Genomic DNA, 14,424 nt, shown 5'->3' with positions numbered 1-14,424 from the left:
TCAGCGCGCCCTCGCCAGTTCACGCAGCCATTGCAGCGCTTCGCTGGCCAATGCCTGGTAGTGGGACAGCACATCGGCCAGGCCGACCCAGAAAATGAACATACCCATGACCAGGGTCAGCGGAAAACCAATTGAGAAGATGTTCAACTGCGGCGCGGCGCGGGTCATCACGCCGAAGGCAATGTTCACCACCAGCAACGCAGCGATCACCGGCAGGATCAGCAACAGGCCGGCAGAAAATACCCAACCCAGCCGCCCGGCCAGCTCCCAGAACTGGTTGACCACCAGCGCATTGCCCACCGGCAAGGTGGTAAAGCTTTCGGTCAGCACCTCGAACACCACCAGGTGGCCGTTCATCAACAGGAACAGCACGCTCACCAGCATGGTCATGAACTGGCTGATGACCGTGACGTTAACGCCGTTGGCGGGATCGACCATCGAGGCGAAGGCCATGCCCATCTGCACCGCCACGACCTGCCCGGCGATCACGAAAGCCTGGAACAACAACTGCAAGGCCAGGCCGAACAGCGCACCGACAATGATCTGTTCGGCGCACAGCAGCAGGCCGCGCAGGCTCAGCGGGTCGAATTCAGGCAACGGCGGCAGCGCCGGCACGATCACCACGGTAATGGCCACCGCCACGTACAGGCGCACCCGCGCCGGCAGCATGCGCGTGCCAAGGATCGGCATGGTCATCAGCACCGCAGTCACCCTGAACAACGGCAGGATGAAGGTGGCAACCCAAGTGCCGATCTGCGCGTCGGTCAGCTCCAGCATATCCGCGTCAACCGATCAGTTGCGGGATGTTGGTGTAGAGGGTGGTGATGTACTCCATGAACTTCTGCACCAGCCATGGCCCGGCGACGATCAGCGTGATCAGCATCACCAGCAGACGCGGCAGAAAGCTCAGGGTCTGCTCGTTGATCTGGGTGGCGGCCTGGAACATCGCAACCACCAGGCCCACCAACAGGCTCGGTACCACCAGCACGGCGACCATCAGGGTGGTCAGCCACAGGGCATCACGAAACAGGTCGACAGCTACTTCAGGTGTCATCGGCGGCTCTCCTTGACGGCGTCAGACGCCGCCGAAACTGCTGGCCAAGGTACCCATGATCAGCGCCCAGCCATCCACCAGCACGAACAGCATGATCTTGAACGGTAGCGAGATAATCAGCGGCGACAGCATCATCATACCCATGGCCATCAGTACACTCGCCACCACCATGTCGATGATCAGGAACGGGATGAAGATCATGAAACCGATCTGGAACGCGGTTTTCAGCTCGGAGGTGACGAATGCCGGCACCAGGATCGTCAGCGGCACCTGGTCGGGGCCGGCAATGTCGGTGCGCTTTGAAAGGCGCATGAACAGGTCGAGGTCGCTTTGCCGGGTTTGCGCCAGCATGAAGTCCTTGAGCGGAACCTGGGCCTTGTCGATGGCCTGCTGAGCGGTCATCTGCTCCTTGAGGTACGGCTGCAGAGCGTCCGTGTTCACCCGGTCGAACACCGGCGCCATGATGAACATGGTCAGGAACAGTGCCATACCGGTCAGGATCTGGTTGGACGGTGTCTGCTGAAGGCCCAGGGCCTGACGCAGGATCGAGAACACGATGATGATGCGGGTAAAGCTGGTCATCAGGATGACGAACGCCGGGATGAAGCTGAGCGCCGTCATGATCAGCAGAATCTGCAGGCTGACCGAATACTCCTGCTGCCCGTCCGCCCCATTGGACAGGGTAATGGCCGGGATCGACAACGGGTCGGCGGCCAGGGCCAGCGGCGCAGCCAGCAGCAGCGCCACACCCAATAAAGAGCTCAACAACGTACGCAGCGGGCCGCTCATCACAACTTGTCCTTAGGGTCCTTGCCCATCAGCTCCATCAGCCGCTGGGCAAATTCCGGCGTTGCCTGACGTGCGCCAGCCGGCACTTCCACAGGTTCGGCCAGCACATGCAAGGCCTCGATGCTACCGGGGGTGTGGCCAATCAGGATCTGCTCCTTGCCCACCTGCACCAGCAGCAGGCGGTCACGCGGGCCGATGGCACGGCTGCCGACGATCTCGATCACCTGCCCGCCCTTCACCGCCGTGCTCTGCATACGCCGCAGCACCCAGGCCAGGAAGAAAATCAGGCCCACCACCAGCAGCAGGCCGAAGACCATCTGCGCCAACTGGCCGCCAAGGCTGCCAGGCGCCGTCGCCGGGGTCGCCGCGGGCGTGGCCGCGGCCAGGCACGCCTGGCTGGCCAGCAGTGCAGCGAACGCCGCAATGGCGCGCATCGTGCCCTTCACTCAGCGCAGCTTCTTGATACGTTCGCTGGGGCTGATCACGTCGGTCAGGCGAATGCCGAACTTCTCGTTGACCACCACCACTTCGCCATGGGCGATCAGCGTGCCATTGACCAGCACATCGAGCGGCTCGCCAGCCAGGCGGTCCAGCTCGATCACCGAGCCCTGGTTGAGTTGCAGCAGGTTGCGAATGTTGATCTCGGTGCTGCCCACTTCCATGGAGATGTTCACCGGGATGTCCAGGATCACGTCCAGGTTCGGGCCTTCGAGGCTGACGTTTTCGTTCGGCTTCGGCGAGCTGGCGAACTCTTCCATCGGCATGCGGCCACCGCCGCCGTTGCCGGTGTCACCGCCCAGCAGCGCATCGATGTCGGCCTGCCCGGCCGAGCCGGTTTCCTCAAGGGCCGCAGCCCACTCATCGGCCAGCGCCTGGTCCTCTGCGGAGGTGATCTCGTTTTCGTTAGCCATGGTTTCCTCGACAGGCATTCAATTCGTTGTGAGCGACCGGCACGCCGTCAGCGGCGTTCGATCGGGTCGATGATCTGCAGGGCCAGGTTGCCCTTGTGCGAACCCAGCCGCGCCTTGAACGACGGCACACCGTTGGCGCGCAGCACCAGGTGCTCGGGCAGCTCCACCGGGATCACATCACCGGGCTGCATGTGCAGGATGTCGCGCAGTTTCAGCTGGCGGCGAGCGACCGTGGCGGTCAGTGGCACGGCCACATCCAGCACGTCCTCGCGCAGGGCCTTGACCCAGCGCTCGTCCTGGTCGTCCAGGTCGGACTGGAACCCGGCATCGAGCATTTCCCGCACCGGCTCGATCATCGAGTACGGCATGGTCACGTGCAGGTCGCCGCCGCCACCGTCCAGTTCGATGTGGAATGTGGACACCACCACTGCCTCGCTGGGGCCGACGATGTTGGCCATGGCCGGGTTGACCTCGGAGTTCATGTACTCGAAGGTGACCGGCATGATTGCCTGCCAGGCTTCCTTGAGGTCGACGAAACACTGGTCCAGCACCATGCGCACCACGCGCAGCTCGGTAGGGGTGAATTCGCGGCCTTCGATCTTGGCGTGGCGGCCATCGCCACCGAAGAAGTTGTCCACCAGCTTGAACACCAGTTTGGCATCGAGGATGAACAGCGAGGTGCCGCGCAGCGGCTTGATCTTGACCAGGTTGAGGCTGGTCGGCACGTACAGCGAGTGCACGTATTCGCCGAACTTCATCACCTGTACGCCACCCACGGCCACGTCGGCGGAACGGCGCAGCAGGTTGAACATGCTGATACGGGTGTAACGGGCGAAGCGCTCGTTGATCATTTCCAGGGTCGGCATGCGACCCCGTACGATACGGTCCTGACTGGTCAGGTCGTAGCTTTTGATACTGCCAGGCTCGGATGCACTTTCGGTCTGCACCAGCCCGTCGTCGACGCCGTGCAACAGGGCATCGATTTCATCCTGGGACAGCAGGTCCTGTACGGCCATTGCGGACTCCTACTGCAATACGAAATTGGTGAACAGCAACTGGTCGATGACCGGCTTGCCGACTTCCTTCTGCGCCACTTCCTGGACCACTGCGGTAGCCTTCTGGCGCAACATCTCCTGCCCGACCGGGCTGCTGGCCAGGGTGTCGAAACCTTGCCCGGAGAACATCATCACCAGGTTGTTGCGGATCACCGGCATGTGCACCTTCAGGGCATCCAGGTCAGCCTGGTTGCGCGCCTGCATGGTGATGCTCAGCTGCATGTAGCGCTGGCGGCCATTCTGGTTGAAATTCACCACAAATGCCGGGGTCAGCGCCTCGTAGATCGCCGCTGGCTTGACGTTGCCGGCCACAGGCTCGGCGGCCGGGGCCGAATCGCTCTTGTGCATGATGAACCAGGTAGCGCCCACCGAAAGGCCGATCGCCAGCAACAGGCCTACGACGGCCAGCAGGATCAGTTTGAGTTTGCCTTTAGTGGCGGGGTCTTTGACTGTTTCGCTCTTCGCCATGCCAATAATCCGTCGTCCATCGGGGGTTCAAAGGTGGATGGCTTGGCTTGAGCAAGTGTTATGCCAGAATGAGCCTGGACAGCCTGCGCCGGCTTCTTCGCAGCACAAGGCTGCTCCTACAGGGATTGCATTCCCCTGTAGGAGCAGCCTTGTGCTGCGAAGAGGCCGGTACAGGCGAATGAGTTTCAGGCGTAGTAATCAACCGCACTGTCGCCAACAACCACCTGCTGCTCCACAGGCCGGGCGCCTTCGACGGGCTCGCCCCCGCCCTGCTCCGCCTGCCGCGCCGCCACCCCGGACAGGTTGCTGCCCTGCGCCTGCCCCTGCTGCTGTTGCTGCCCGCGCGACTGGTCGGCCACGTTGACGTCTGGCTGGGCCAGCCCCTGCTGGGCGAACAGTTCGCGCAGGCGGTGCACCTGGCTGTCGAGGGCATCACGCACACCAGCGTGACCGCTGATGAAGGTGACCTGGGTCGACTGGTCCGTCGCAACATTGACGCGAATGTCCAGGCGGCCCAGCTCCGCCGGCTCCAGCTGGATATCCGCCGACTTGAGGTTCTGGCTGGACAGGTACATCACCCGGTTGACCAGGCCCTCGGCCCAGGCACCCTGGTTCATCGGCAATGGCTGGTGTAACGGGCTGGCATTGGCCGGCACGGCGTTGGCGGTCTTGACCGTGGCCGCCTGGGTCAGGCTGGCCAGGCGATTGGCGAAATCATCGATGCGGGTGTCGCTGCTGGCGCTCTTGGTGTCTTTCAGGCCATCTTCAAGCAAGGCACCAAAGGCCTTGTCACTCGACTCACCCGCTTCACCCTCGCTATTGTCCACCAGATTCGCCAAGGTATTGACGGCCGCCTGCCCATCCTCGCCTTGGGCCCGGGACGGATCCAGCGCATGTGCCGAGGTGCCACCCTTGGCCTGGGCGCTCTGCTCCAAGGCCAGGCGCAAGGTTGGCAGGTTGGCCAACGGGTCGGCATCGGGGTCGAAGGCTTCTTCGGCAGCGGGTTCTTCGGGCAGCGCAGCAACCTGCGCCGTGGCGGCCTGCAGTACCGGCGCAACGGCCTCGGCCTGGGCCTGGATCAGTTGCGCACCAGGCTGGGCGTCGGTGACCTGGCCGGCCACCAGGCTGGCATCACGCAGCCCGGTATCGGCCTGGGCAGCGTCGTCAGCTGGCAATTTATTGCCGTCATCGGCAACCGCAGTTTTGTCGGCGGGGTCTTTCTTGCCACCCGCTGCCGACTCAGGTTTGTCCTTGGGCTTGGCCGAGGCGACCCTGTCATCCTGCCCGGCGGCCTTGTCACGCCCCTGCCTGGCCATCACCTGGCCAAAGCCGTCGCCCTTGTCACCCAGCGCCTGCAGCGGTTTATCCGCCTGCGCGGTGGCCGAACGCGAGGTGCTGGTAATGGCGTTGGCTTGCAACAAAGGGTTGGGTGCGACAGGCATTGAGCGGTCTCCGCGCCAGGAACAGAAAGATCATCCAGCCAGAGAGAGGCAAGACTCGCGCCAACTCACACATCAGCCTGCAGAAATACGCTGCTGCTCATCGCGGTAGAAGTGCTGCACCTCGACATATTCCAGATCGATGCGGTTGATCAGGTCTTCGATCCCATACAGCGGGCGCTGCCGCGCGCGGTCTTCCAGTTGCTGGCACAGGCAAGCCAAGGCCACGGCGCCCATGTTGCTGCTGCTGCCCCTGAAGCTGTGGGCGGCCGCACCGAGCTCTTCGGCGCTTTTGGCCGCATGCAGCTGGCTCAGGCGCCGTTCAGAGTCGTCGAGAAAGGTTTGCACCAACTGCAGGTAGCCATCCTCCATGACTTCACGCAGGTCACTGAGGACCTTGTGGTCAATATGCATGTCAGTCACTTGTTCACTCCTTGATCAAGCCAGATTATGTCCGAGCCAGCCTGTGGCTCACCATACGAACTCCACATGTGCGCAACGCCCGCCTTCGCTCCAGCGGGCATTGCTGGCCAGCCGCTGAATCAGGTTCAGGCCACGCCCGCTCAGGCCCTGCGCCAGCGACGGCCGCGACAGCACACGCTGCACATCGAACCCGACGCCACTGTCGAGCACCTCGATCATCAGACGCCCGCCCTCGGCGTGCGGTTCAACCCTGAAGTCGATGCGCACGAAACCGTCGCTCAACGCACCCAGCCGCCGGGCGCGCTCCTGATAATAGTCGGCGAACCCCTGCACATCGCGCTTGAGCTGCGAATCCAGGCCCAGCACACCATGCTCCAGTGCATTGGAATACAGCTCGCTGAGCACTGCGTGCAGGCTGCCGGTGCGCGCCCGCAGGCCGTGAATTTCCTGCAACAACTGCACCAGATACGGCACCGGGTTGAAGCTCTTGAGGCTCTCACCACGCACCTCGAACCTCAGCGACCAGTCCAGCGGGCTGGAACGGCCGCTATCAGAGTAGATCATCGGCGCCGGCACCCGCTCCTCCGCGCTGAACATGCGGATATCGCACAGGCTGATGTCATCACGCGGGTGCCCGCCAAATTGCTCCAGCGCCTGCATGACTTCATCGAACAGCTGCGCAGGGTCGCGATTGTCGGCCAGCACCGCACGCAAACGCTCTACGCCGAATAACCGTTCCTGATCATCGGCGGTGTCCAGCACGCCGTCCGACAACAGCAACAAGCGCTCGCCCGGTGCCAACGGCAGCACTTCAGTGCTGTCATCGAAACGCTCTGCAGCCAGGATACCCAGCGGCAGGTGCCGAGAGCTCAGTGATGATAGCATATGGCCATTTACCGACAGGCGATAGCCATCGGGCATGCCCCCATTCCACACCTCGACCGAACCGCGCTGCAAACTGAGGTCGAGCAGCAGTGCACAGCAGAACATGTCCACCGGCAGGATGCGTTTGAGCTTGGCGTTCATCTCGCGCAGGATCTGCGCCATGCCGTAGCCCTTGGCGGTCATGCCGTAGAACACTTCGGCCAGCGGCATCGCCCCTACCGCCGCTGGCAGACCATGGCCGGTGAAATCGCCAAGCAGCACACGCATGTCACCTGCCGGCGTGAACGCGGCCAGCATCAGGTCGCCATTGAACAGCGCATAGGGCGATTGCAGGTAGCGGATGTTAGGGGCAGAAAGGCAGCCGGAGTGGGCCACCTTGTCGAATACCGCCTTGGCCACCCGCTGCTCGTTGAGCAGGTAATGGTGGTGCCGGGTAATCTGGTCACGCTGCTCCAGCACGGTAGCCTGCAGCCGGCGCAGGCGGTCCATGGCGCGGATCTTGGCGCCGAGGATCACCGCACTGTAGGGCTTGGCCATGAAGTCATCGCCCCCGGCCTCCAGGCAGCGCACCAGGCCCTCTTCCTCATTCAGCGACGTCAGGAAAATGATCGGCACCAGCGCCTCGCCGGCCAGAGCCTTGATCTGCCGCGCCGCCTCGAAGCCATCCATCACCGGCATCAGCGCATCCAGCAGCACCAGCTGCGGGCGCCGCTCGATGAACAGCGCCACCGCCTGCTCGCCGTTTTCTGCGGTGAATACCTGATGGCCCTGGCGGCGCACGATCTGCGCCAGCAGCATTCTGTCGGCGGCCCCGTCTTCGGCGACCAGCACGGTCAACGCCTGTTGGGGCGGCATGTCGGCGCTCAACTGATGTCGAACAGTTTTTCGAAATTGGAGATGGCGAGGATCTTGCGCACATCGGAGCTGGCATGCACCACGCGCACATCCGACTCATCGCCGCCCGCATGGTCCCTCAGCAACAGCAGCATGCCGAGCGCGGAACTGTCGAGGTAGGTGGTGTCTTTCAGGTCGACGATTACCGAATCGGGCCGATAGGGCTGGCGTTCGTAGGCGTCACGAAATTCCTGATGTTTGCCGAAATCGAAGCGCCCCTTGATCTTGATCGTCAGCTTTTTCCCTTCCTGCGAAAAATCAGTCTCGACTGCCATGCTAGCGATTCCTTCGATGATGGCGGATGCAACTCCATTAAGGTTTAGCAGGCGATGGCATGGGTGGCAAGCACATGGTTCCAGCAGGCGACGCGACCCCTTGTAGGAGCAGCCTTGTGCTGCGAAGAGACCGGTAACGCCAAAGATTATCTTTGGCTGCAATGGCCTCTTCGCAGCACAAGGCTGCTCCTACAGGGGCACGCGGTAGCCTGATTGATGGTGCAAGACAGGATTAAAAATGGTTTTGGCGGGGCAGGCGCTGCGACAGTTCGTCCAGCAACCGCTGCTCACGCTTGTCTTCGGCGCGCCGGGCTTCGTCCATGTAGCGCTGCACCAGCTTGCGCAAACCCTCTACCCGGGCATAGGCCTGCTGCCAGGTGCCACGGGCGTTGTTGAGGTTGTTCTGGTGCCACACCAGGCTCTGGCGCTGCTGGGTCATGGCCGTTTCCAACTGCCCCAGAAAACGCTGGTAGTTGACCAGCCAGCTACCATTGACCCCCTGCCCGCCGCGGTTGATCCACTGCAGCTGGTAATCCTCACGAAACCGTTCGAGTTCAGCCAGCTTGGCCTGGGACGTGGCCACCTGCTGCTGGAAATGCCCCAGGCGCTGGGCTGCCTTGCGCTCGGCTTCCTCGGCCATGTCCACCACCGGCGCCAGGCGCGCAGCGCGTCCGGGCAGCGCCATGGCCTATCAGCCCGCCGGGGGCGTGAAGATCGCCCCCAGCTGTTCGCGGCTCTGCGCCATGCCCACATTCTCCTGCAGGCCTTGGCGCAGAAACTCCACCAGCTTCGATTGCAAGGCAATGGCCAGGTCGGTTTCCGGGTCGCCGCCGGCCACATAGGCGCCCACGCTGATCAGGTCGCGGCTTTGCGACAGGCGCGACCACAATTGCTTGAACTTCTGCGCCTGGCGCAAGTGGTCGGCATCGACCACCTGGGGCATCACACGGCTGATCGAGGCTTCGATGTCGATGGCCGGGTAATGGCCCTCTTCGGCCAGCCGGCGCGACAGCACGAAGTGGCCGTCGAGCACACCTCGCGCCGAGTCGGCGATCGGGTCCTGCTGGTCATCACCTTCGGACAACACGGTATAGAACGCGGTAATCGAACCACCGCCCGCCTCGCCATTGCCCGCCCGCTCCACCAGCTTGGGCAGCTTGGCGAATACAGACGGCGGGTAACCCCGGGTGGCCGGCGGCTCGCCGATGGCCAGGGCAATTTCACGCTGGGCCTGGGCGAAACGGGTGAGCGAGTCCATCAGCAACAGCACGTTCTTGCCCTTGTCGCGGAAGTACTCAGCGATGCGCGTGCAATACATGGCAGCGCGCAGGCGCATCAGCGGCGCATCGTCGGCAGGCGAAGCCACCACTACCGAACGCTTGAGGCCCTCTTCACCCAGGATGTGCTCGATGAACTCCTTCACCTCACGGCCCCGCTCACCGATCAGGCCAACCACGATGATTTCGGCTTCGGTGAAGCGGGTCATCATGCCCAGCAACACCGACTTACCTACGCCAGTACCGGCAAACAGGCCCAGGCGCTGGCCGCGACCGACGGTCAGCAGACCATTGATGCTGCGAATGCCCACGTCCAGCGGCTTGCTGATGGGGTCACGGTTGAGCGGGTTGATCACAGGGCCGTCCATCGGCACCCAGTCCTCGGCCTTCATCCCGCCCTTGCCATCCAGCGCGCGGCCGGCGCCGTCCAGCACACGGCCGAGCATGCTCATGCCCATGGGCAGCCGGCCGCCGTCATCCAGCGGCACCACCCGGGCGCCGGGGGCGATACCGACAATGCTGCCGACCGGCATGAGAAACACTTTGGGCCCGGCAAAGCCCATGACTTCGGCTTCTACCTGGACCGGGTGGTAGCTGTCGTCGTTGATCACCAGGCAGCGGCTACCCACCGCGGCGCGCAGGCCTTCGGCCTCCAGGGTGAGCCCGACCATGCGCAGCAGGCGGCCTTCGACGATGGGCTGGGACGGCAGCTCGATGGCCTCGGCATAACTGCCCAGGCGTTTGCCGAAGCTGGTGCGCTTAAGGTGCATCAGGGCTTTCCACCGAACGCTCGACGGGGGCGTCCAGGTCTACCGACATGTCTGGCGCCGCCGGGTGCAGGGAATGGTCGTGCAACTGGTCGAACAGCTGCGCCACGGTTTTCTCGATACGCGTTTCCATGGTCGCATCGATGCGGCTATGGGCAGTTTCGATACGGCAGCCCCCCGGTAGCAGTGCGCTGTCTTCCAGCAGCCGCCAGTTTTCCTCGTGACGTTCGCGCAGGGCCTTGGCCAGCTCGAAGTCCTGCGGGTTGAGGTGAATGCGGATATTGTCCGCGCCCATGGGCAGCAGCTTCAATGCTTCGCGCAGCACCTGGGTAATCTGGCTGGAGTCGTTGTGCAATTCGCGGCCGATCACCTGGCGAGTCATGTGCGCCACAAGGTGCACGAGGGTTTTCTCGATCTGGGTGTCTTGCTCGGCGATCGGCTCCATCAGGTTGGCCATCAGTTGCTCAAGGCTGTCGAGCTTGGCCTTCAGGGCCGCTTCGGCCTCTTGGCGCACCTTGAGCTGGGTGCTGTGAAAGCCCTCTCGCTCGCCGGTGGCGAAACCTTCGTTGTAGGCTTCCTGGCGGATGGCCTCGAGCTCTTCCAGGGTGAGCGGCTGGACTTCTTCCAGCGGCACTTCCTCGATTTCTTCCTCGACCGGCTCGGGCTCCGGCTCAGGCTCGGGTAAGGGCTCTGGCTCCGGGTCGAAGCTGGGCAGCGTCCACACATCCACGCCCTCGAGGTCGCGGGCGCGGATCAGGTCGCTGGGGTGATGTTCTTTGCTGGACATGTTTTAAAGTACTCAACAAGCATGTTCGACCCATAAGGGCCTTGTGGGAGCTGGCTTGCCGGCGATCAAGGGCGCAGCCCTTGCCATGCAACGACTCTGCCTGGGCTGGCCTCATCGCCGGCAAGCCAGCTCCCACAATGACCGCACCAGCCCCACCATTTTTTCCTGACCTGATGGATCAGATCATTTCCTCGGCACCCTTGCCGCCGAGCACGATCTCGCCGGCCTCGGCCATGCGGCGGGCGATGGTGAGGATTTCCTTCTGCGCCGTTTCCACGTCGCTGACCCGCACCGGCCCCTTGGCCTCCAGGTCGTCGCGCAGCAGTTCGGAGGCACGTTTGGACATGTTCTTGAAAATCTTGTCCTTGACCCGCTCGTCGGCGCCCTTGAGCGACACCACCAGCACGTCGGACGACACTTCGCGCAGCAGCGCCTGGATGCCACGGTCGTCGACGTCGGCCAGGTTGTTGAAGACGAACATCAGGTCTTCGATCTGCTCCGACAGGTCGCTGTCGACTTCGCGGATCGCATCCATCAGTGCACCTTCCACGGAGCTGTCCAGGAAGTTCATGATGTCTGCAGCGCGCTTGATGCCGCCCAAGGTGGTGCGCGCGGCGTTGGAGTTGCCCGAGAACTGCTTCTCGAGGATCTGGTTCAACTCTTTCAGCGCCGCCGGCTGCACGGTGTTCAGCGACGATACGCGCAAGACGATGTCCAGGCGCACCTTGTGGTCGAAGTTGCTCAGCACTTCGCCGGCCTGGTCAGGGTCGAGGTAAGCGACCACGATTGCCTGGATCTGCGGGTGCTCGTAGCGGATCACGTCGGCTACCGCGCGCGGTTCCATCCATTTCAGGCTGTCCAGGCCACTGGTGTTGCCACCCAACAGGATGCGGTCGACCAGGCCATTGGCCTTGTCCTCGCCCAGGGCCTGGTTGAGCATCTTGCGGATGTAGGCATCGGACCCCACGCCCAGGCTGGTCTGGTCGCCGACAATGTCGACGAACTCGCTCATTACCTGCTCGACCTGGTCACGGTGCACATTACCCATCTGCGCCATGGCCACACCCACACGCTGCACTTCCTTGGGGCCCATGTGGCGCAGCACCTGGGCCGCATCGGTCTCGCCCAGCGAAAGCAGCAGGATTGCCGCCTTGTCGACACGGCTCAGCTTGGCGGTAACGGCTCGGTTATCACTCATCGGCGTTGATCCAGTCTTTGACGACCTGGGCTACACGGCCCGGGTCTTCGGCCACCAGGCCTTTGATTGCGTTGAGCTGTGCCTCGTAACCCTCGCTCGGGCTAGGCAGCAGAATGCTTGTCGGGCCACCCAGGCTGACGCGGTCGTTGGCCAGTTCGCCATCCAACCCCACCATGCCGCCCAGCTCCATGTCGCTATCCGAAGCGGCCTGCTTGCCGCCCCCTGTGATGTTGTTGAGCACCGGCCGCAGCACGCCGAACACCAGTACCAGAATGAACACCACGCCCAGCACTTGCTTGACGATGTCCCAGAACCACGGCTGCTGGTAGAAGGCGATATCGGCAATTTCTTCGTTACGGTCGGCGGCAAATGGCACGTTGATCACCGTCACGCTGTCACCACGGCTGGCGTCGAAGCCGACCGCGTCCTGCACCAGGCGGGTGAAGCGCGCCAGGTCTTCGGCGGCCCAGGGTGCACGGCTGGTGTTGCCGGTGGCCGGGTCGATCTTGACCTGGTCGTCTACCACCACTGCCACCGACAGGCGGGTCATGCGCCCCTGCTGCTGGCGGGTGTGGCTGATGGAGCGGTCCAGCTCGAAGTTCTTGGTGCTTTGCTGGCGTTTGTCCGACGGGTACGGTGCGAGCATCGGCTGGCCGGTGGCCGGGTCCATGATCTGCTGGCCGTTCGCATCCACCAGCGGCTGGCCAGGCTGAATGGCTGCGGCCGGGGTAGCGGCGCCACCGGTGGTTTGCGGTGCCGAAGCGGCGCCTGGCGGCTGGTTGCTCAGCGCGCCAGGCACACCTTGCGGGCCCTGGCTGCTGGCGCGTTGCTCGTCAACCGACTGCTCGCTGCGCAGCGCCGGCTGGTCGGGGTTGAACTGCTCGGCAGTCGACTCGACGGCACTGAAGTCCAGGTCGGCGGACACTTCGGCCTTGTATCGGTCATTGCCCAGGACAGGCTGCAAGATGTTGCGCACGCGCTGGGTAAGCATGCTTTCCATACGGCGGCTGTAGTCGTACTGCTTGCCGGCCTCAGTCAGGGCAGAGTCCTGCAGCTGCTCGGACAGCAAGTTACCTTTCTGGTCGACCACGGTGACCTGGGATTTGTCCAGCTCCGGCACACTGGTCGCCACCAGGTTGACGATGGCCGACACCTGACCGGCTTCCAGGGCACGGCCCGGGTACAGCTCGACCAGTACCGAGGCGCTAGGCTTGCGGTCGTCGCGCACGAACACAGAGCTTTTCGGGATGGCCAGGTGCACGCGTGCGGCCTTGACGTTGTTCAGGCTGGAAACGGTACGCGCCAGCTCGCCTTCCAGGCTGCGGCGGTAGCGAGTGGCTTCCATGAACTGGCTCGTGCCCAGCCCCTGCTCCTTGTCGAGCAGTTCGAAACCGACATTGCCATCGCTGGGCGCCACGCCGGCGGCCGCCAGTTTCAGGCGGGCACGGGAGAGGTCGTCGGCCTTGACCAGCAGAGCACCGGAGTTGGGCTCGACGTTATAGGGGATGTCAGCAGCACCCAGGGTGTCCATGACCTGCTTGGTGTCCATGCCCGACAGGCTGCCGTACAGCGGACGGTAATCGGGTTGTTGCGACCACAGCACCACGGCAAAGCCAATTGCCACGCTGGCCGCCAGGCCGACCATGAGGCCGACTTGGCGCAGCATGGGCATCTGCGCGATGTTTTCCAGGAACGACATACCTGGCAGCGGGCGCTTGGCCGCTGCCGGGCCCGTCTTGGCGGGGGGGTTGTCGACGACTGCTTCAGCCATGGTCTACGTCCGTCCTCAAACCGGCATCTGCATGATGTCCTGGTACGCCTGTACCAGTTTGTTGCGTACCTGGGTCATGGCCTGCATCGACACACTGGCCTTTTGCGAAGCGATCATCACGTCGGTCAGGTCGACGCCGCTCTTGCCGATCTCGAAGGCATTGGCCAGCTGGGTCGATGCCTGCTGGGTCTCATGCACCTTGCCGATGGCCTGGCCAAGCATGTCGGCAAAGGTACTCTGCCCCGGCGCCAGCTCGGGGGCGGCGGCGACCTTGGGCAGCGACATGGCATCGGCCTGCATGGCCCGCATGTCCAGCATCAGACGATTGAATTCAACACCTTGGCTCATGACCCTTCTCTCTCCTGCGGCCGCATTTTTTTGACACTCATGCGGCGAATAGCCTACGTAAAGCAACAAAGGTGCCAGCCTTG

17 protein-coding genes are annotated in these 14,424 nt (G+C 63.3%); all 17 read right to left on the bottom strand.

The annotated features are described in order from the left end of the window. The gene (gene fliR, locus SB765_RS22985; protein WP_016498561.1) at positions 1 to 777 is read right to left on the bottom strand and encodes a flagellar biosynthetic protein FliR; all 777 of its coding nucleotides are present in this window, start codon (positions 775 to 777) and stop codon (positions 1 to 3) included. Positions 778 to 784: 7 nt separating this feature from the next. After that, complete coding sequence (gene fliQ, locus SB765_RS22980; protein WP_012273497.1) at positions 785 to 1,054, bottom strand: flagellar biosynthesis protein FliQ; 270 nt, start codon at positions 1,052 to 1,054, stop codon at positions 785 to 787. 21 nt (positions 1,055 to 1,075) lie between these two features. Beyond that, complete coding sequence (gene fliP, locus SB765_RS22975) at positions 1,076 to 1,843, bottom strand: flagellar type III secretion system pore protein FliP (RefSeq protein ID WP_410931993.1); 768 nt, start codon at positions 1,841 to 1,843, stop codon at positions 1,076 to 1,078. After that, on the bottom strand, positions 1,843 to 2,277 hold the full coding sequence (gene fliO, locus SB765_RS22970; RefSeq protein ID WP_264360260.1) for a flagellar biosynthetic protein FliO: 435 nt from the start codon (positions 2,275 to 2,277) through the stop codon (positions 1,843 to 1,845). The genes fliP and fliO overlap by 1 nt, the downstream gene beginning before the upstream one ends. A gap of 12 nt (positions 2,278 to 2,289) precedes the next feature. Beyond that, positions 2,290 to 2,754: a flagellar motor switch protein FliN gene (gene fliN / locus SB765_RS22965; RefSeq protein ID WP_341796419.1), complete on the bottom strand. Its 465-nt coding sequence runs from the start codon at positions 2,752 to 2,754 to the stop codon at positions 2,290 to 2,292. A 47-nt stretch (positions 2,755 to 2,801) separates the two neighbouring features. Beyond that, a complete protein-coding gene (gene fliM, locus SB765_RS22960; protein ID WP_013973595.1) occupies positions 2,802 to 3,770 on the bottom strand; it encodes a flagellar motor switch protein FliM in 969 nt (322 codons plus the stop codon). 9 nt (positions 3,771 to 3,779) lie between these two features. Beyond that, positions 3,780 to 4,277: a flagellar basal body-associated protein FliL gene (gene fliL, locus SB765_RS22955; RefSeq protein WP_341796420.1), complete on the bottom strand. Its 498-nt coding sequence runs from the start codon at positions 4,275 to 4,277 to the stop codon at positions 3,780 to 3,782. Positions 4,278 to 4,462: 185 nt separating this feature from the next. After that, positions 4,463 to 5,719 carry a flagellar hook-length control protein FliK gene (locus tag SB765_RS22950; RefSeq protein ID WP_410931992.1) on the bottom strand — a complete coding sequence of 419 codons (1,257 nt, stop codon included), beginning with the start codon at positions 5,717 to 5,719 and terminating at the stop codon, positions 4,463 to 4,465. Positions 5,720 to 5,791: 72 nt separating this feature from the next. Beyond that, positions 5,792 to 6,139, bottom strand: coding sequence for an Hpt domain-containing protein (locus SB765_RS22945; protein WP_341796422.1), 348 nt, complete (start codon positions 6,137 to 6,139; stop codon positions 5,792 to 5,794). Positions 6,140 to 6,187: 48 nt separating this feature from the next. Next, positions 6,188 to 7,879 carry a SpoIIE family protein phosphatase gene (locus tag SB765_RS22940; RefSeq protein WP_410909962.1) on the bottom strand — a complete coding sequence of 564 codons (1,692 nt, stop codon included), beginning with the start codon at positions 7,877 to 7,879 and terminating at the stop codon, positions 6,188 to 6,190. Between the two features lie 8 nt (positions 7,880 to 7,887). Beyond that, entirely contained in the window at positions 7,888 to 8,193 is a 306-nt protein-coding gene (locus tag SB765_RS22935) for an STAS domain-containing protein (protein ID WP_016488428.1), read from the bottom strand. Between the two features lie 232 nt (positions 8,194 to 8,425). Next, a complete protein-coding gene (gene fliJ, locus SB765_RS22930; protein WP_016498552.1) occupies positions 8,426 to 8,878 on the bottom strand; it encodes a flagellar export protein FliJ in 453 nt (150 codons plus the stop codon). 6 nt (positions 8,879 to 8,884) lie between these two features. After that, positions 8,885 to 10,240 carry a flagellar protein export ATPase FliI gene (gene fliI, locus SB765_RS22925; RefSeq protein WP_059394792.1) on the bottom strand — a complete coding sequence of 452 codons (1,356 nt, stop codon included), beginning with the start codon at positions 10,238 to 10,240 and terminating at the stop codon, positions 8,885 to 8,887. Further along, complete coding sequence (gene fliH, locus SB765_RS22920) at positions 10,230 to 11,024, bottom strand: flagellar assembly protein FliH (RefSeq protein WP_410931991.1); 795 nt, start codon at positions 11,022 to 11,024, stop codon at positions 10,230 to 10,232. Before fliH ends, fliI begins: the two co-directional genes overlap by 11 nt. 178 nt (positions 11,025 to 11,202) lie before the next feature. Beyond that, positions 11,203 to 12,222 (bottom strand): flagellar motor switch protein FliG, encoded by a 1,020-nt coding sequence (gene fliG / locus SB765_RS22915; protein ID WP_016488432.1) that lies wholly within the window; start codon positions 12,220 to 12,222, stop codon positions 11,203 to 11,205. Further along, entirely contained in the window at positions 12,215 to 13,993 is a 1,779-nt protein-coding gene (gene fliF / locus SB765_RS22910; RefSeq protein ID WP_016498549.1) for a flagellar basal-body MS-ring/collar protein FliF, read from the bottom strand. The genes fliG and fliF overlap by 8 nt, the downstream gene beginning before the upstream one ends. A gap of 15 nt (positions 13,994 to 14,008) precedes the next feature. Next, positions 14,009 to 14,341, bottom strand: coding sequence for a flagellar hook-basal body complex protein FliE (fliE, locus tag SB765_RS22905; RefSeq protein WP_341796426.1), 333 nt, complete (start codon positions 14,339 to 14,341; stop codon positions 14,009 to 14,011). Positions 14,342 to 14,424: the final 83 nt, after the last annotated feature.

Origin of the sequence: Pseudomonas sp. SIMBA_067 (assembly GCF_046534675.1) — a bacterium.
GTDB lineage: Bacteria > Pseudomonadota > Gammaproteobacteria > Pseudomonadales > Pseudomonadaceae > Aquipseudomonas > Aquipseudomonas putida.
The sequence above is the reverse complement of the archived record's forward strand: the minus strand, read 5'-3'. Positions and strand labels throughout refer to the sequence as shown.